Below are 18345 nucleotides of genomic sequence, written 5' to 3' on the forward strand. Positions count from 1 at the left end.
CAAAAAAGCCGGAGTACGCTCCGGCTTTTTTTATTCAGTTTCTATTTTAAATAACGAAACCACTGCACAAACGAGTCGTTACATTGGGTTCCGGCTGGCTCTCTTCAATGTCAGTAGACACACTATCCAGATCGCCAACAACAGCAGTATTCTCAGCCAGATAACGTAATAAACCAATTTTTGCCCATGGATAAGCCAGCCCCAGCGTGATAGCCGACAGGAAAACTAAACCTAAAAGGCGCGGAGCCATTCCAGAGAATGTCAGCGTAGAGCGGAATCGAATGCTTTCCCCCAGCACCAGGTTATTCATGGCAAGATTACGTAAAGCACCCCAAAGATACGCCTTCGATAAAACGGCGCCGATCCCCAGAACGAGATAGCAAAAAACAACCCAGCCTGAATTTGTCAATATATATCTCTCCGCTGTACTGCCATTGCATATACCCAGCATACAGCTCGTCATTATCCCGTAAAAAAGGGAAACCAGTACCCAGATAATGAATAAAATAAAGGGGATCATTATTGCCGCGGCACATAAAAAAATAATGATGCAACGTTTGCTACTAATCAAAATGCTGAATGTATTTGCGCCAAATGAGAGACCATTCCCTATTAACTCCATTAAATGGCTATAAACGAGACCGTAAATGACACCGCTTGCCACAAAAATGAGCAGCAATACCACAGCGGCGCGAAATAGCATATCGCTGAGACTCATTGGATCCCTGACAATCAGACTCAACATCACCGTCACCAGCGCGGCCATCACCACGGGCATCCCAATCATCACCCACCATGCACGAAGTGCAGACGTTTGAAAATTAAAATGGATGGAATTGAGTGACGTCATCATGAGGTGATAGCTGATCCCCTTTACGATCATAAACGGCAGAGCCAGCAAGATAAAAAGCAGTGTACCGACACCTTCGGCATCCGGGATAATGAAGAGTTGCGCCAGCGATACCAGCGTTAACACGACCAGGATGAAAAGCCAACTGAGCAGGATCGTGCCGCCACGCGCCCTGTAGGCAAAACGCGCCCCTTTTAGCTCCATGTTCTCACAGATATAGCGCCGCGTACGCACCAACGCCCAGGGAATAAATATGCCGAATGTAATAATCGATAAAATGACATTAACTAAACAGATAATAAAATAGGGTTTAACCTGCCCATGAAATATAAAATGTTGCGTGTTATTATGTTGCCCTGATAGTGCACTCATAAATATATCGTCCTTGTATTTTTAATAACAAATAAAAATCCAGCCTTGCTCGAACAAACAAAAGGATATATTGATTTCCGTTGCGTCAGCAATACATTAAACACGTACCTTGCGCCATTAAAAAAATAGTGGTATTAAAGAAACGTATAGTTTTCTGAATTGAAATTGAGTTATTTATGAATCTTGTTGCGCCAAAGACCGCCTCGCTACGCCGCCTCTCTGCGCAGGATAATGCCGCGATAGCCGCTGTTATCCGTCAGGTTTCCGCAGAATATGGCCTGACCGCCGATAAAGGCTACACCGTGGCCGACCCTAATCTGGATGAACTTTTTCAGCTGTACAGCCAGCCGGGTGCAGCCTATTGGGTGGTTGAGCAAGAGGGTCAGGTCGTAGGTGGAGGTGGGGTTGCGCCATTAGTTTGCAGCGAACCCGATATCTGCGAGCTGCAAAAAATGTATTTCCTGCCCGTTGTCCGTGGACAAGGCCTGGCGAAAAAACTGGCATTACTGGCGATGGATCACGCCCGCGCTCAAGGGTTTAAACGCTGCTATCTTGAAACCACCGCCTTCCTGACCGAAGCCATCAGGCTGTACGAGCATCTCGGCTTTGAGCATATCGACCAACCACTGGGCTGTACCGGCCATGTTGATTGCGAAGTGCGAATGCTGAAAACGCTGTAACCTCTCTCCTGCCCCCTTCTGTTAAGCGGTTGTAAACTGAATGCTCTACACTCTCAGTTCAACACCACGAAGGGGAAAACTGATGTCAAAGATAAAAAGCTACGCCGCACCGCAGGCGGGTGCAGAGCTTGAGCTGTACGAATACGATGCGGGCGAGCTGAAAGCAGAAGACGTCGAAGTGCAGGTGGATTACTGCGGCATTTGCCATTCCGACCTGTCGATGATCGATAACGAATGGGGCTTTTCACAATACCCGCTAATTGCCGGTCACGAAGTGATCGGGCGCGTTGTTGCCCTGGGCGATGCCGCACAGGATAAAGGGCTGAAAATTGGTCAGCGCGTGGGCATTGGCTGGACTGCCCGTAGCTGTGGTCACTGTGACGCCTGTATCAGCGGCAACCAGATCAACTGTCTGGAAGGGGCCACACCCACCATCCTGAACAACGGCGGTTTCGCCGACAAACTGCGCGCCGACTGGCAGTGGGTCATTCCTCTCCCTGAGCAGATGGATATTGAATCTGCGGGTCCGCTGCTGTGCGGCGGTATCACGGTTTTCAAACCGCTGCTGATGCACCACGTCACGGCCACCAGCCGCGTAGGGGTGATTGGCATCGGTGGGCTGGGCCATATTGCCATTAAGCTGCTGCATGCGATGGGCTGTGAAGTGACCGCCTTTAGCTCAAACCCGGCCAAAGAGCAGGAAGTGCTGGCGATGGGCGCAGACAAAGTGGTCAACAGCCGTGATCCCGAGGCGCTGACCGCCCTGGCGGGGCAGTTCGATCTGATCATCAACACCGTAAATGTCGATCTCGACTGGCAGCCCTACTTTGAAGCGCTGGCCTATGGCGGAAACTTCCATACCGTCGGTGCCGTGCTGAAGCCGCTCCCGGTTCCCGCCTTTACGCTGATCGGTGGCGACCGTAGCATCTCCGGTTCCGCAACCGGCACACCGTACGAGCTGCGCAAACTGATGAAGTTTGCCGGCCGCACCGGTGTTGCGCCGACCATCGAGATGTACCCGATGTCGAAAATCAACGAAGCGATCCAGCATGTCCGTGACGGCAAAGCCCGTTACCGTGTGGTGCTAAAAGCGGATTTCTAAGTCCAGATGCCCGGTGGCGCTACGCTTACCGGGCCTGGGGTGTGTAGGCCGGGTAAGGCGAAGCCGCCACCCGGCATTTTTTACCTAGCGCACCAGAGCCGCAAACACCTCGGCCACCGCAACCGCACCAGGATCGGCAACCCCCTGCAGATTCTCCTTGTTCACATACGATGAACGCCCCGCCCCGGCTTTGCCCATGCTTGTCGTGGCATCTGCCCCCTCTTTTGCCGCCCTGACGGCAGCCTGAAGCCCCTCTTTCTGCCACGCTTCCAGCGCGGGCTGCAGCGCATCAACCAGCGTGCGATCCCCCAGTTCGGCACCGCCATAGTGCTTCATTTGCGCAAGCCCGGTCAGCAAGGCATCCGGCAGGGGCTTACCGCTACGCAGCCCCTCCCCGGCGGCGGTAAAGAAGATCGACATCAACACCCCGCTTGAACCGCCCATCACCGTCGCCAGCCGCTCACCCACCAGCAGCAACAGCTGCGGCAGATCGTTCAGCGGCAGGCGATCTTCTTCCAGCCATTGCGCAATGTCCCGCGCGCCTTGCGCAAAGGTCGAACCGGTATCGCCATCACCCACTTTCGCATCCAGGGCGTTAAGGCGGTTTTCCAGGGCGATTAACCGCTCCGCCACCGCAGCGACGTGCTGCGCCACCTGTGCATTTGCCGACGGGGTAAATTCCACGCTGTCGTGCAGCGGAGTGTGCGTTAACGTACGCAGCGGCGTAAAGGCGACGGGCTTTTGCCAGCCCAGCGTCTCCACCGGGGCGTTCAGCGCCTGCTCAAATGTCGCGTTCAGCTTCAGCAGCGATAACGAAAAGCCTTTCATGTCCAGCGAGCTCACCAGCGGTGCCGGGCCAATCAAATACGCAATCTGATCCTTCAGGGCGGAATGCGCCAGCTCTTTGGTCAGCAGCGCCATCTCCAGGGCCGACACGCCGCCAAGGTTATTGATAAGCACCGCCAGTCGTCCCTCCCCCGCCTGCGCCAGCAGCGGTTGCACCAGCGTATCGATAATCTCCCTGCTGTTTTGCGTCTCCACCACCGATGCCCCGGGCTCGCCGTGGATCCCCAGCCCCAGCTCGACATGGCCTTTTTTGATGCGCCCCTCTTCATCGTCGCTGCCCGGCAGGTTGCAGGTTTGCATGGCCACACCCAGGCTCCAGAGATTTTCGCAGGCCAGGCGGGCCATATCGCGTACCTCGTTTAGCGACTTGCCCTGTTCGGCGGCATACCCGGCGATCTTATGCACCAGCGCAGTTCCGGCGATGCCACGCGGCTGCTTGTTATCCGGCAGGGCAATATCATCGGCCACGATCACCATCTCCACTTTGAGCCCGTAGCGTTTAGCCTTTTCTGCCGCGAGGCCAAAGTTGAGACGATCCCCGGTGTAGTTTTTGACGATCAGCAGACAGCCACGATCGCCCGTGACGGCCACAATGGCGTTCAGCACCGCCTCGACGCTGGGGGACGCAAACAGATCGCCGCAGACGGCCGCGGTCAGCATCCCTTTACCCACAAAGCCCGCGTGCGCCGGTTCATGGCCGGAGCCCCCGCCGGATATCACCGCCACGCGACTTTTATCCCAGTCGGCGCGTACCACCACGCGGATAGCCGGATCGATATCCAGTCTGGCGAGATTGCCGTGCGGGGCAGAGATCAGCATCCCTTCAATGGCATCATTCACCAGCTGTTTGCGGTCGTTAAAGAAGAATCTGGACATAGCTTTCCAATATGTTGTTAACCGTATGCAAAAGCATAGTCCGCGCTGCGTAATGCGCTGCAAACTAAGAAATTGACACATTCATTTTGCCGTCAGGTTGCCTATACTCCACGCAGGATTCCACGAGGATGCGCATCATGAGTACACCCCTGCTGATTGCCCGGACGCCAGACACTGAGCTGTTTTTGCTGCCCGCGATGGCAAACCGTCATGGTCTGATCACCGGTGCAACGGGCACGGGGAAAACGGTGACGTTGCAAAAGCTGGCCGAGTCATTTTCCACTATTGGCGTGCCGGTGTTTATGGCTGACGTGAAAGGCGATCTCAGCGGCGTTGCCCGGGAGGGAGCCGCATCGGATAAGTTACTCGAACGGCTAAAGAATATTGGCGTGACCGACTGGCAACCGCAGAGCAACCCGGTGGTGGCGTGGGATATTTTTGGCGAGCGCGGCCACCCGGTACGGGCGACCGTTTCCGATCTCGGCCCGCTGCTGCTGGCACGTCTGCTCGATCTGAACGAGGTGCAGACCGGCGTGCTGAACATTATCTTCCGCATTGCCGACGATCAGGGGCTGTTGCTGCTCGATTTCAAAGATCTGCGGGCCATTACGCAGTATATCGGCGATAACGCCAAAGCCTTCCAGACGCAGTACGGCAATATCAGCTCCGCCTCTATCGGCGCTATCCAGCGTGGCTTGCTCTCCCTGGAGCAGCAGGGAGCCGAGCACTTCTTTGGCGAGCCGATGCTCGATATCAAAGACTGGATGCGAACCGACAGCAACGGCAAAGGCATTATCAACATCCTGAGCGCGGAAAAGCTCTACCAGATGCCGAAGCTCTACGCGGCCAGCCTGCTCTGGATGCTCTCAGAGCTCTTTGAACAGCTGCCGGAAGCGGGCGATCTGGACAAACCGAAGCTGGTCTTTTTCTTCGACGAAGCCCATCTGCTGTTCAACGATGCGCCACAGGTGCTACTGGATAAGATCGAGCAGGTGATCCGCCTGATCCGCTCTAAAGGGGTGGGCGTCTGGTTTGTTTCGCAAAACCCGGCCGATATTCCTGATAACGTCCTGGGCCAGCTGGGTAACCGCGTCCAGCACGCCCTGCGCGCCTTTACGCCGAAAGATCAGAAAGCGGTCAAAGCCGCAGCGCAGACCATGCGCGCTAATCCGGCCTTTGAGACCGAAGCGGCCATTCAGGCGCTGGGCACCGGCGAAGCGCTGATCTCTTTCCTGGATGCCAAAGGCAGCCCATCCATGGTGGAGCGCGCGATGGTCATTGCACCCCACTCCAGAATGGGGCCGATTAGCGACGACGAGCGTAACGGGCTGATCAACCATTCCCCGCTCTACGGTAAATATGAAGATCAGGTGGACCGGGAGTCCGCGTTTGAGATGCTGCAAAAAGGGGTGCAGGCCACCACAGAGCAGCAGGCGCCCGCCGCTAAAGGCCAGTCCGTGGCGGTCGATGAGGGCATTCTCGGCGGGTTAAAAGAGATTCTGTTTGGCAGCACCGGGCCGCGCGGCGGTAAACGCGACGGGGTGGTGCAAACCATGGCGAAAAGCGCAGCGCGTCAGGTGACGAATCAGATTGTCCGCGGTGTGTTGGGCAGTTTACTGGGCGGACGCCGGAGATAGCGTGGGCACCCAGGGTGTACCCAGGGCCGAGCCCTGCACGCCCTGCTCGTTCAGATAGCGGTCCAGCTCCACCATCCCCGTCCAGCGATTCTCACACCACAGCGGTGCCAGTAGCGTTGGACGACGGGCGCTGGCGGAGATGCGGTGATAGACCACTTCCGGTGGTGTATGGCGAATCATCTCCCCGGCGGTGAGAACATACTCGTCCAGCTCAATCCCGTTCAGCCGCCCGGCTTCCCACGCTTTCGCCATAATGCTGCCTCTGACGATATGCAGCGGGTGCAGCTTGATGCCATCCACGCCGGTCTCTACGACGCTGTGCAGGGTTTCCAGCGCGTGATCCCGCCCTTCTCCCGGCAGGCCGACAATAAGATGGGTACAGACCTTCAGCCCGCGCTCGCGCGCCAGCCGGGTGGTGCGCTGATAGCAGGCAAAATCATGACCACGGTTGATGCGATGCAGGGTTTTATCGTGGGCGGTCTGCAATCCCAGCTCCAGCCAGATCTCGTACCCCTGCTCTTTATATTCGCTGAGCAGATCCAGTACCGCTTCCGGTACGCAGTCGGGGCGTGTGCCGACGCAGAGCCCGATGATATTCGCCTGGCTCACCGCCTGTTGATACATCGATCGCAGCACCTGCACTTCAGCCCAGGTGCTGGTATAAGCCTGAAAATAGGCCAGATACTGCTTCGCCCGGTTAACCCGCGTCGACTGATAGGCAAGCTGCGCAGCGATAGACTGATGCTGTTGCGCTTCGTCAGCAAAAGAGGCCACATTACAGAAGGTACAGCCGCCGCGTCCGATAGTGCCGTCGCGGTTCGGGCAGCTAAATCCCCCGTGGAGCGACAGCTTATGAACCTTTTGCCCGTACCGGCGCGAAAGATCCCCACCAAACATATTGACTAATTTCTGTAACTGCATAATCTGTTAGACCGCCCCGTTGAAAGGGGACAAGCCTGCCATTTTTAACCGCCTTCGGCGATGACCTGGATCAATCGCCCCGGTGCGCTTTTATCTTTTGAATAATTAACCAGGATAATTGCAATTTCATGCACCGCCCGCTTAATTACTTTTCCTTATGTTCTGATGGTTTTTTTCATTTATATCGTCTTCGCTGAAAAACAGTGACATCATGCGGGATTTTCTGGCATAGCAGCATTTAATCCTGCTTAAATCGCACTATTTAGCATGCTACAGCGATAATACCGCTTTCATATAGTGAGTCAGATCACACTCCCCAAAAGCCCACAGCAAGGTTACAGTGATGTGAAAGCGGTTAAATATTCAAATAAATCAAACAATTAACCTCCTCTTAGCACATATTTGGATAAATAAGATTGCCATTTGACCTGTGTACAGATTCCCGATAAGTTGGAAATCCGCTGGAAGCTTTCTGGATGAGCAGCCTGCTCATCATATTTATGCAGTAATTGAGATTCCCTCTGAAGCAAGTCCTCAAACTTGTTTACCTGCGCGAAAAGGATATTAAGAGGGCGAATGCGAGGTACGCGTATGAAGCGCAAACCCCGTCGCCATGCTCTTTCTGTGCCTGTGCGCCACGGTTCAGTGGGAAGCCCGACGAGCCTGGGGAGGTTCACTGATATGTTGTACGATAAATCCCTTGAGAAGGATAACTGTGGTTTCGGCCTGATCGCCCACATAGAAGGCGAACCTAGCCACAAGGTAGTGCGTACTGCTATACACGCACTGGCCCGTATGCAGCACCGTGGCGCTATCCTTGCGGATGGTAAAACCGGCGACGGTTGCGGTCTGCTGCTGCAAAAACCGGATCGTTTCTTCCGTATCGTGGCGGAAGAGCGCGGCTGGCGTTTAGCCAAAAACTACGCTGTCGGCATGCTGTTCCTGAATCAGGACGCTGAAAAAGCCGCCGTATCACGCCGCATCGTCGAAGAAGAACTTCAACGTGAAACCCTCTCTATTGTCGGCTGGCGCGATGTGCCAACCAACGAAGGGGTGCTCGGTGAAATCGCCCTCTCCTCGCTGCCTCGTATCGAGCAAATCTTTGTCAACGCGCCTGCGGGCTGGCGTCCGCGTGATATGGAACGCCGCCTGTTTATCGCCCGCCGCCGCATTGAAAAACGTCTCCAGGACGATAAAGAGTTCTACGTTTGTAGCCTCTCGAACCTGGTGAACATCTATAAAGGTCTCTGTATGCCGGCTGACCTGCCGCGCTTCTACCTGGACCTGGCGGACCTGCGTCTGGAATCGGCCATTTGCCTGTTCCACCAGCGCTTCTCCACCAACACCGTACCTCGCTGGCCGCTGGCTCAGCCGTTCCGCTATCTGGCGCACAACGGCGAGATCAACACCATCACCGGTAACCGCCAGTGGGCACGCGCCCGTACCTATAAATTCCAGACCCCGCTGATCCCGGATCTGCACGATGCCGCGCCGTTCGTTAACGAAACCGGCTCGGACTCCAGCTCCATGGATAACATGCTGGAGCTGCTGCTCGCCGGCGGGATGGATATCGTCCGCGCCATGCGCCTGCTCGTGCCACCAGCCTGGCAGAACAACCCGGATATGGATCCGGAGCTGCGCGCCTTCTTCGACTTTAACTCCATGCACATGGAGCCGTGGGATGGCCCGGCCGGTATCGTCATGTCCGACGGTCGCTTTGCCGCCTGTAACCTCGACCGTAACGGTCTGCGTCCGGCGCGCTACGTCATCACTAAAGACAAGCTGATCACCTGTGCCTCCGAAGTGGGCATCTGGGATTACCAGCCTGACGAAGTGGTAGAAAAAGGCCGCGTTGGCCCTGGCGAGCTGATGGTCATCGACACCCGTGGCGGTCGCATCCTGCACTCCGCGGAAACCGACAACGATCTGAAGAGCCGTCACCCGTATAAAGAGTGGATGGAGAAAAACGTCCGCCGTCTGGTGCCGTTCGAAGATCTGCCGGATAACGACGTGGGCAGCCGCGAGCTGGATGACGATACCCTCGCCAGCTACCAGAAACAGTTTAACTACAGCGCGGAAGAGCTGGACTCTGTTATCCGCGTACTGGGTGAAAACGGCCAGGAAGCGGTCGGCTCTATGGGTGACGATACCCCGTTTGCCGTGCTCTCCAGCCAGCCGCGCATTATTTACGACTACTTCCGTCAGCAGTTCGCGCAGGTCACCAACCCGCCGATCGACCCGCTGCGTGAAGCCCACGTAATGTCGCTGGCGACCAGCATCGGTCGTGAGATGAACGTCTTCTGCGAAGCCGAAGGCCAGGCGCACCGTCTGACCTTTAAATCGCCGATCCTGCTCTACTCCGATTTCACCCAGCTGACCACCATGCAAGAGGAGCACTATCGCGCCGACACGCTCGATATCACCTTCGACGTGACCGAAGCGAACCTCGAAGAGACGGTGAAAGCGCTGTGCGATAAGGCCGAACAGATGGTGCGTAACGGTACCGTTCTGCTGGTGCTGTCCGACCGTAATATCGCGAAGAACCGTCTGCCGGTTCCGGCGCCTATGGCGGTGGGTGCAATCCAGACGCGTCTGGTGGAGAAGAGCTTGCGCTGCGACGCCAACATCATTGTTGAGACCGCAAGTGCGCGCGACCCGCACCACTTTGCCGTGCTGCTGGGCTTTGGTGCGACGGCGATCTACCCGTACCTGGCCTACGAAACGCTGGCAAAACTGGTCGACACCAACGCCATCGAAAAAGATTACCGTACCGTGATGCTGAACTACCGTAACGGCATCAACAAAGGTCTGTACAAGATCATGTCCAAAATGGGCATCTCGACTATCGCCTCTTACCGCTGCTCGAAGCTGTTCGAAGCCGTTGGTCTGCATGACGATGTCGCCGATCTCTGCTTCCAGGGCGTGATCAGCCGTATCGGCGGGGCGGGCTTCAGCGACTTCCAGCAGGATCTGCTGAACCTCTCCAAACGCGCCTGGCTGGCACGTAAGCCGCTGGATCAGGGCGGACAGCTGAAGTATGTGCACGGCGGCGAATACCACGCCTATAACCCGGACGTGGTGCGCACCCTGCAACAGGCTGTCCAGAGCGGCGAGTACAGCGATTATCAGCAGTATGCTGAGCTGGTAAACAACCGCCCGGCGGCCACGCTGCGTGACCTGCTGGCGCTGAACCCGGGTGACGAGGCTGTGAGCATCGACGACGTAGAGCCTGCGTCTGAACTGTTCAAACGCTTCGATACCGCTGCGATGTCCATCGGTGCGCTGAGCCCGGAAGCCCACGAGGCGCTGGCTGAGGCGATGAACAGCATCGGCGGTAACTCCAACTCCGGCGAAGGCGGTGAAGATCCGGCGCGCTATGGCACCAATAAAGTGTCGCGTATCAAGCAGGTTGCGTCCGGTCGCTTCGGTGTGACCCCAGCGTACCTGGTCAACGCCGACGTGATTCAGATTAAAGTCGCTCAGGGTGCAAAACCGGGCGAAGGTGGCCAGTTACCGGGTGACAAAGTGACCCCGTACATCGCCAAACTGCGCTACTCGGTACCGGGCGTGACGCTGATCTCCCCGCCGCCGCATCACGATATCTACTCTATCGAGGACTTAGCGCAGCTGATTTTCGACCTGAAACAGGTCAACCCGAAAGCGATGATCTCCGTGAAGCTGGTTTCCGAACCGGGTGTCGGCACCATCGCCACCGGCGTGGCAAAAGCCTATGCGGATCTCATCACCATCGCCGGTTACGACGGTGGCACCGGCGCAAGCCCGCTCTCTTCCGTGAAGTATGCGGGCTGTCCGTGGGAGCTGGGCCTGGTGGAAACCCAGCAGGCGCTGGTGGCTAACGGCCTGCGTCATAAGATCCGTCTGCAGGTGGATGGCGGCCTGAAAACCGGCCTCGACATCATTAAAGCGGCGATTCTGGGTGCGGAAAGCTTTGGTTTCGGTACCGGCCCGATGGTGGCGCTGGGCTGTAAATACCTGCGTATTTGTCACCTGAACAACTGCGCAACCGGTGTTGCTACCCAGGACGAGAAGCTGCGTAAGAACCACTATCACGGTCTGCCGTTCAAAGTAACCAACTACTTTGACTTCATCGCCCGCGAAACCCGCGAGCTGATGGCGCAGCTGGGCGTGACGCGTCTGGTGGATCTGATTGGCCGTACCGACCTGCTGAAAGAGCTGGACGGGTTTACGGCTAAACAGCAGAACCTGAAGCTCTCCCGCCTGCTGGAAACGGCTGAGCCGCATCCGGGCAAAGCGGTCTACTGCACCGAGAACAACCCGCCGTTCGACAATGGCGTGCTGAACGCGCAGCTGTTGCAGCAGGCGAAGCCGTTTGTGGATGAGAAGCAGAGCAAAACCTTCTGGTTTGATATTCGCAACACCGACCGTTCCGTAGGCGCGTCGCTCTCTGGCTATATCGCGCAGACGCACGGCGATCAAGGCCTGGCTGCCGATCCGATTATCGCGCACTTCAGCGGTACCGCGGGCCAGAGCTTCGGCGTCTGGAACGCAGGCGGCGTTGAGCTGTACCTGACAGGCGATGCCAATGACTATGTCGGTAAAGGCATGGCGGGCGGTCTGCTGGCGGTACGTCCTCCGGTGGGTTCTGCCTTCCGCAGCTGTGATGCGAGCATCATCGGCAACACCTGTCTGTACGGTGCCACCGGCGGTCGTCTGTTTGCCGCAGGCCGTGCGGGTGAGCGTTTTGCGGTACGTAACTCCGGTGCCATCACCGTGGTGGAAGGTATCGGCGATAACGGCTGTGAATACATGACCGGCGGGATTGTCTGTGTACTGGGCAAAACGGGCGTTAACTTCGGTGCAGGCATGACCGGTGGTTTCGCCTATGTACTGGATGAAGACGGTGAGTTCCGCAAACGCGTGAACCCGGAACTGGTGGAAGTGCTGGAGGTTGATAGCCTGGCGATCCACGAGGAGCACCTGCGTGGTCTGATTACCGAGCACGTGCATCATACCGGTTCCGTACGCGGCGAAGAGATCCTGGCGAACTGGCCGGCGTTCTCTGCAAAATTCGCGCTGGTTAAACCGAAGTCCAGCGATGTCAAAGCCCTGTTGGGTCACCGTAGTCGTAGCGCAGCAGAGCTGCGTGTGCAGGCGCAGTAAGGAATTCAGATGAGCCAGAATGTTTACCAGTTTATCGACCTGCAGCGTGTGGATCCGCCGAAGAAGCCGCTGAAGATCCGTAAAATTGAATTTGTTGAAATTTACGAGCCGTTTTCCGAAGGCCAGGCCAAAGCACAGGCAGACCGCTGCCTCTCCTGCGGCAACCCGTACTGCGAGTGGAAATGTCCGGTGCATAACTACATCCCGAACTGGCTGAAGCTGGCTAACGAAGGACGTATTTTTGAGGCCGCCGAGCTCTCTCACCAGACCAACACCCTGCCGGAAGTGTGCGGCCGCGTCTGCCCTCAGGACCGTCTGTGTGAAGGTTCCTGCACCCTGAACGACGAGTTCGGTGCGGTGACCATCGGTAATATCGAACGCTATATCAACGATAAAGCGTTTGAGATGGGCTGGCGCCCGGACATGACCGGCGTGCGTCAGACTGACAAACGCGTGGCGATCATCGGTGCCGGTCCGGCAGGACTGGCCTGTGCCGACGTGCTGACCCGCAACGGCGTGAAAGCGGTGGTGTTTGACCGTCATCCGGAGATCGGCGGTCTGCTGACCTTCGGCATCCCGGCCTTCAAGCTGGAAAAAGAAGTGATGACCCGCCGCCGTGAAATCTTCACCGGTATGGGCATTGAGTTCAAACTCAACACCGAAGTGGGCCGTGACGTTCAGCTCGACGATCTGCTGAAAGATTACGACGCCGTGTTCCTGGGCGTGGGGACCTATCAGTCGATGCGTGGCGGGCTGGAGAACGAAGAGGCGCCAGGCGTATACGACGCGCTGCCGTTCCTGATTGCCAACACCAAGCAGCTGATGGGCTATGGCGAAACCGCCGACGAGCCGTTTGTGAGCATGGAAGGCAAACGCGTGGTGGTGCTGGGCGGGGGTGATACCGCGATGGACTGCGTGCGTACCTCCATTCGTCAGAATGCGGCACACGTTATCTGTGCCTACCGTCGTGACGAAGAGAACATGCCGGGCTCTAAACGTGAAGTGAAAAACGCGCGTGAAGAGGGCGTGGAATTCCAGTTCAATATCCAGCCACTGGGTATTGAAGTGAATGCCAACGGTAAGGTGAGTGGCGTGAAGATGGCGCGTACCGAGATGGGTGCGCCAGATGCCAAAGGCCGTCGCCGCGCCGAGATTATGGCTGGTTCCGAGTTTGTGATCCCGGCTGACGCGGTCGTCATGGCGTTCGGTTTCCGACCTCACAGCATGGAGTGGCTGGCGAAACACAGCGTCGAGCTGGATTCTCAGGGCCGCGTCATCGCCCCGGAAGGCAGCGACAACGCCTTCCAGACCAGCAACCCGAAAATCTTCGCCGGTGGCGATATCGTTCGCGGTTCAGACCTGGTGGTGACCGCCATTGCCGAAGGCCGTAAAGCGGCTGACGGCATCATGAACTACCTCGAAGTGTAAACAGGCCCGGCGGGATTGACTCCCGCCGAACCGTTAAAGAGGTGTTTACGGGACAAAAAAAAGGGCCAACAGGCCCTTTTTTATTTCACAACGCGAAGCGATGGACGCCCACCGCGTGGTGGCGGCGTGTCGTCTGGATCATCATCGTGATCGGGCTTATCGCCATCGATAATCGACATGACCGGTTCGCTTTCACTCTCGGTCGCGCCATGTTCATCATTGAGGCTGGCAACGTCTACATCATAAGCCGCTTCCGGCTCAAACATGGTGCCCGCGCCGTTTTCCCGTGCGTAAATAGCCAGTACAGCGGCCAGCGGCACAGAAACCTGACGCGGAACGCCGCCAAAGCGGGCGTTGAAGCGAACTTCGTCGTTCGCCAGCTCAAGACCACCCACCGCGCGCGGCGCAATGTTCAACACAATTTGCCCGTCACGTGCATATTCCATAGGAACCTGCACGCCCGGTAACGTCACATCCACTACCAGGTGCGGCGTGAGCTGGTTATCCAGCAGCCATTCATAGAAGGCACGCAGCAGATACGGACGGCGCGGAGAAAGCTGTGACATTTCCACAATGATTAACCCCGGCCGAGACGCATTTCACGTTCAGCTTCAGTCAGAGAAGCAAGGAAGGAGTCGCGTTCAAATACGCGCGTCATGTAGCCTTTAAGCTCTTTCGCGCCAGGACCGCTGAATTCAACACCCAGAGTTGGCAAACGCCACAGCAGCGGAGCCAGGTAGCAATCCACCAGGCTGAACTCATCGCTCAGGAAGAACGGACGCTGACCGAACACTGGTGCGATCGCCAGCAGCTCTTCACGCAGCTGTTTACGCGCAGCATCGGCTTCCGAAGAGGAACCGTTCGCAATGACGTTCATCAGCGTATACCAGTCTTTCTCGATACGCTGCATGTACAGACGGCTTTCCCCACGTGCAACCGGATAGACCGGCATCAGCGGCGGATGCGGGAAACGCTCATCCAGATATTCCATAATGATACGGGATTCCCACAGGGTCAGCTCACGATCCACCAGCGTTGGTACGCTCTGGCTTGGGTTGAGATCAATAAGATCCTGAGGCGGGTTATCCTTTTCCACATGCTCGATCTCAAAACTGACACCCTTCTCGGCCAGCACGATACGAACCTGATGGCTATAAATGTCAGTAGGACCAGAAAACAGCGTCATTACCGAACGTTTGTTGGCAGCGACAGCCATGAAAACCTCCAGGTATATTCAGAATTTTTACTGCTACCGGCCATACAGGCCAGCCAGATGTTTTGTTGCCCATCCCAGGGAATTTCTACTCTTGTTCAAAAAGAGAACAAAAATCGAGCATTCACCATTATTTGGGCAGAAAAGTGGATGATAGTTTACCAGATTTTGCGACCTTTGTGGTGAGGGTATTCTGGAAATGCGGAAAAAGAGGTCAGAAAGGGCCTCTGGACGTGGATGCGTTGAGCATGAACCATAAAAAAACCCGCCGAAGCGGGTTTTTCGCAAATTGTTGTCTGCCGAAGCAGAAAGCAATTAACGCTTGGAGAACTGTGGACGACGACGTGCTTTACGCAGACCCACTTTCTTACGTTCAACCTGACGAGCGTCACGAGTAACGAAGCCAGCTTTACGCAGTTCAGAACGCAGGGATTCGTCGTACTCCATCAGAGCGCGGGTGATACCGTGACGGATCGCACCTGCCTGACCGGAGATACCACCACCTTTAACGGTGATGTACAGATCCAGTTTTTCTACCATATCAACCAGTTCCAGCGGCTGGCGAACTACCATGCGGGCAGTTTCACGACCGAAGTATTGTTCCAGAGAACGCTGGTTGATTACGATTTTACCACTGCCCGGTTTGATGAACACGCGAGCGGCGGAGCTTTTGCGGCGACCAGTGCCGTAGTATTGATTTTCAGCCATTGCCTATAATCCCGATTAGATGTCAAGAACTTGCGGTTGCTGTGCCGCGTGGTTGTGCTCGTTACCTGCGTAAACTTTCAGTTTACGGTACATAGCACGACCCAGCGGGCCTTTTGGCAGCATGCCTTTAACCGCGATTTCAATCACACGCTCAGGACGGCGGGCAATCATCTCTTCAAAGGTCGCTTGTTTGATACCGCCGATGTGGCCGGTGTGGTGATAGTACACTTTGTCAGTACGCTTGTTGCCGGTTACAGCAACTTTGTCAGCGTTCAGAACGATGATGTAATCACCGGTATCGACGTGCGGAGTGTATTCCGCTTTGTGCTTACCGCGCAGGCGACGAGCCAGTTCGGTAGCCAGACGGCCCAGAGTTTTACCGGTCGCGTCAACAACATACCAGTCGCGTTTTACGGTTTCTGGTTTAGCTGTAAAAGTTTTCATTAAAAGCTTACCCAAATAAATAAGTTACACGTTGGTGAACACCCAAACGTTTAGTAGTTGAGGTTCACACGACATTGTCCAGCAAACCTACCCCTTCGAATAGCCTATGCCGGCGCAGAGAAAGTTTTGGGAAAAAAACCTTCTTGTAACGTGGGGTCGCAAGATTATAGAGAAGTCAGGGGTAAAGATCGACCCTTAATTGTGATTTGAAGCGGGTTTTTCCAGGGGCAGGAAAAGCGCGGTCTGTTGCCCTCTCCCACGGGGAGAGGGCGGCATTTATTACGGCATATGCTCGCGCTTCAGATACTCTTCGCTTTGCATCTCCTGCAGGCGTGACAAGCAGCGCTGGAACTCAAACTTCAGCCGCTCCCCCTGATAGATCTCATATAAAGGCACGGCTGCGCTCACCACCAGCTTGACGTGGCGTTCGTAGAACTCATCGACCAGCGCGATAAAACGTCGGGCTTCGCTCTCCATCAACGTAGTCATCACCGGCACCTCGAACAGCATCACCGTATGGAACAGGCGCGAGAGCGCAATATAGTCATGCTGACTGCGGGCATCGACACAGAGGGTGGCAAACGACACGGCGAGGGTCTGGTTGACGACGCCCAGCGTTTGCAGCGGACGATGGTTTACCTCCAGCACCGGGGCGTTACCCCGCTCTGCGCCGGCAAGCGCCAGCCACAGCTTGTCCATCTGCTGTTGCGTGTCGTCATTTAACGGCGAAATCCACAGATGGGCCTGGGTCAGCGTACGCAGACGGTAGTCGATGCCAGCATCCACATTCATGATGTGACAATGCTCTTTGATGGCCGCGATAGCCGGCAGGAAGCGGGCACGTTGCAGGCCGTTACGGTAGAGCTCATCTGGCGGAATGTTTGACGTCGCCACCAGGGTGATACCCCGGTCAAAGAGCGCTTTCATTAATCCGCCCAGCAGCATGGCGTCGGTAATATCCGAGACAAAAAACTCATCGAAGCAGAGCACATCGGTTTCGGCTTTAAAACGCTCAGCGACGATATCCAGCGGATCGCTCTGCCCCTGCAGGGCCGTCAGCTCTTCATGCACCCGCAGCATAAAGCGGTGAAAGTGCAGACGCTGCTTACGCGTCCCCGGCAGGCTCTGGTAAAAAAGATCCATCAGCCAGGTTTTGCCGCGCCCGACGCCCCCCCACATATATAAGCCGCGCACTGGCGTGACGCTCTGCGGCGCTTTCTTGCCCAGCAACCGTCCAAATGCGGCTTTTAACCCACCGGAAGGCGCAGCTTCGGCTGGCCGGGCCGTCAGCTCATGCCAGATGCCGTCCAGACGGCTTACCGCTTCACGCTGTACCTCATCTGGCTGGTGGGAGCCCTCGCTCAGGGCCTGTTGATAACGCGATGTAGGGGAGAGACTTTGCATAATGTTATTGTTATTCCTTCAATTAATACCCGTCAGATTGCTCAGTTGACGAAAAAAAGGCCGTTCTACAGTACGCGATGATGCGGCGGGATTCCACTTCTAAGGAAATAGCGGTTATAGTGGCATAATCAGGCCCTGGCATGGAGCCGAGCCAACACCCTACGGAACCACAAGACAACGGGAGAAGTTCATGACCTGGGAATATGCGCTAATTGGTTTAGTCGTCGGCATCGCTATCGGCGCCGTGGCCATGCGTTTTGGTAATCGCAAATTGCGTCAGCAACAGGCGTTGCAGTACGAACTGGAAAAGAACAAAGCGGAACTGGACGAGTATCGTGAAGAGCTGGTCAGCCACTTTGCTCAGAGCGCCGAGCTGCTGGACAACATGGCGCATGACTACCGTCAGCTTTATCAGCACATGGCGAAAAGCTCCAGCAGCCTGCTGCCGGAGATGAGCGCGGAAAACAATCCGTTCCGTAACCGTCTGGCCGAGTCCGAAGCCAGTAACGATCAAGCGCCTGTACAGATGCCACGTGACTACTCCGAAGGGGCTTCCGGCCTGCTGCGCGGTGGCGCAAAGCGCGACTAATCGTAGATCGAAAATAAATTTTACGGGCGCAGCCTTTGCGCCCGTCCTTTCTTCCTGACCCCAGCTATTATTTAGTCAAACACCTCATTGTTCAGCGTTTTAAAATTCAATAACATCAGTCTGTTTCAGGGCC

14 protein-coding genes are annotated in these 18345 nt (G+C 56.0%); 6 read left to right on the forward strand and 8 right to left on the reverse strand.

Annotated features, from left to right (window positions below):
• Window positions 1-46: 46 nt before the first annotated feature.
• Window positions 47-1222 carry a YjgN family protein gene (locus FHC51_RS03015; RefSeq protein ID WP_220434871.1) on the reverse strand — a complete coding sequence of 392 codons (1176 nt, stop codon included), beginning with the start codon at window positions 1220-1222 and terminating at the stop codon, window positions 47-49.
• A 176-nt stretch (window positions 1223-1398) separates the two neighbouring features.
• On the opposite strand from FHC51_RS03015, the gene FHC51_RS03020 reads away from it, so the two are divergent.
• On the forward strand, window positions 1399-1902 hold the full coding sequence (locus FHC51_RS03020; protein ID WP_103824943.1) for a GNAT family N-acetyltransferase: 504 nt from the start codon (window positions 1399-1401) through the stop codon (window positions 1900-1902).
• A gap of 82 nt (window positions 1903-1984) precedes the next feature.
• Window positions 1985-3004, forward strand: coding sequence for an NAD(P)-dependent alcohol dehydrogenase (locus tag FHC51_RS03025; RefSeq protein ID WP_103824944.1), 1020 nt, complete (start codon window positions 1985-1987; stop codon window positions 3002-3004).
• 84 nt (window positions 3005-3088) lie between these two features.
• On the opposite strand, the gene FHC51_RS03030 is transcribed toward FHC51_RS03025, so the two are convergent.
• Window positions 3089-4726 (reverse strand): dihydroxyacetone kinase subunit DhaK, encoded by a 1638-nt coding sequence (locus FHC51_RS03030; RefSeq protein WP_220434872.1) that lies wholly within the window; start codon window positions 4724-4726, stop codon window positions 3089-3091.
• A 137-nt stretch (window positions 4727-4863) separates the two neighbouring features.
• Here FHC51_RS03030 and FHC51_RS03035 point away from each other — a divergent pair, with 137 nt between their 5' ends.
• Window positions 4864-6363 (forward strand): helicase HerA-like C-terminal domain-containing protein, encoded by a 1500-nt coding sequence (locus FHC51_RS03035; RefSeq protein WP_220434873.1) that lies wholly within the window; start codon window positions 4864-4866, stop codon window positions 6361-6363.
• Here FHC51_RS03035 and FHC51_RS03040 read toward each other — a convergent pair.
• Window positions 6340-7284, reverse strand: a complete 945-nt coding sequence (locus FHC51_RS03040; protein WP_220434874.1) for a TIGR01212 family radical SAM protein — start codon at window positions 7282-7284, stop codon at window positions 6340-6342. The genes FHC51_RS03035 and FHC51_RS03040 overlap by 24 nt on opposite strands.
• Window positions 7285-7965: 681 nt before the next feature.
• On the opposite strand from FHC51_RS03040, the gene gltB reads away from it, so the two are divergent.
• Together gltB and gltD are read left to right on the forward strand one after the other, a co-directional pair.
• The gene (gene gltB, locus FHC51_RS03045; RefSeq protein ID WP_146052371.1) at window positions 7966-12426 is read left to right on the forward strand and encodes a glutamate synthase large subunit; all 4461 of its coding nucleotides are present in this window, start codon (window positions 7966-7968) and stop codon (window positions 12424-12426) included.
• Between the two features lie 9 nt (window positions 12427-12435).
• Window positions 12436-13854: a glutamate synthase subunit GltD gene (gene gltD, locus FHC51_RS03050; protein WP_220434875.1), complete on the forward strand. Its 1419-nt coding sequence runs from the start codon at window positions 12436-12438 to the stop codon at window positions 13852-13854.
• A gap of 80 nt (window positions 13855-13934) precedes the next feature.
• On the opposite strand, the gene sspB is transcribed toward gltD, so the two are convergent.
• The 5 genes from sspB to zapE all read right to left on the reverse strand — a co-directional run bounded on the left by sspB (window position 13935) and on the right by zapE (window position 17623).
• Entirely contained in the window at window positions 13935-14426 is a 492-nt protein-coding gene (gene sspB / locus FHC51_RS03055; protein WP_220434876.1) for a ClpXP protease specificity-enhancing factor, read from the reverse strand.
• 5 nt (window positions 14427-14431) lie between these two features.
• Window positions 14432-15070 (reverse strand): stringent starvation protein SspA, encoded by a 639-nt coding sequence (gene sspA, locus FHC51_RS03060; protein WP_103177214.1) that lies wholly within the window; start codon window positions 15068-15070, stop codon window positions 14432-14434.
• Window positions 15071-15382: 312 nt separating this feature from the next.
• Window positions 15383-15775, reverse strand: coding sequence for a 30S ribosomal protein S9 (gene rpsI / locus FHC51_RS03065; protein WP_003860436.1), 393 nt, complete (start codon window positions 15773-15775; stop codon window positions 15383-15385).
• Window positions 15776-15790: 15 nt separating this feature from the next.
• Window positions 15791-16219: a 50S ribosomal protein L13 gene (gene rplM, locus FHC51_RS03070; protein ID WP_024551131.1), complete on the reverse strand. Its 429-nt coding sequence runs from the start codon at window positions 16217-16219 to the stop codon at window positions 15791-15793.
• A 279-nt stretch (window positions 16220-16498) separates the two neighbouring features.
• Entirely contained in the window at window positions 16499-17623 is a 1125-nt protein-coding gene (gene zapE, locus FHC51_RS03075) for a cell division protein ZapE (RefSeq protein WP_220434877.1), read from the reverse strand.
• A gap of 190 nt (window positions 17624-17813) precedes the next feature.
• Here zapE and zapG point away from each other — a divergent pair, with 190 nt between their 5' ends.
• Window positions 17814-18212 (forward strand): Z-ring associated protein ZapG, encoded by a 399-nt coding sequence (gene zapG / locus FHC51_RS03080; RefSeq protein WP_103177216.1) that lies wholly within the window; start codon window positions 17814-17816, stop codon window positions 18210-18212.
• Window positions 18213-18345: the final 133 nt, after the last annotated feature.

Source organism: Leclercia sp. EC_58 (assembly GCF_019584355.1).
Lineage (GTDB): Bacteria > Pseudomonadota > Gammaproteobacteria > Enterobacterales > Enterobacteriaceae > Enterobacter.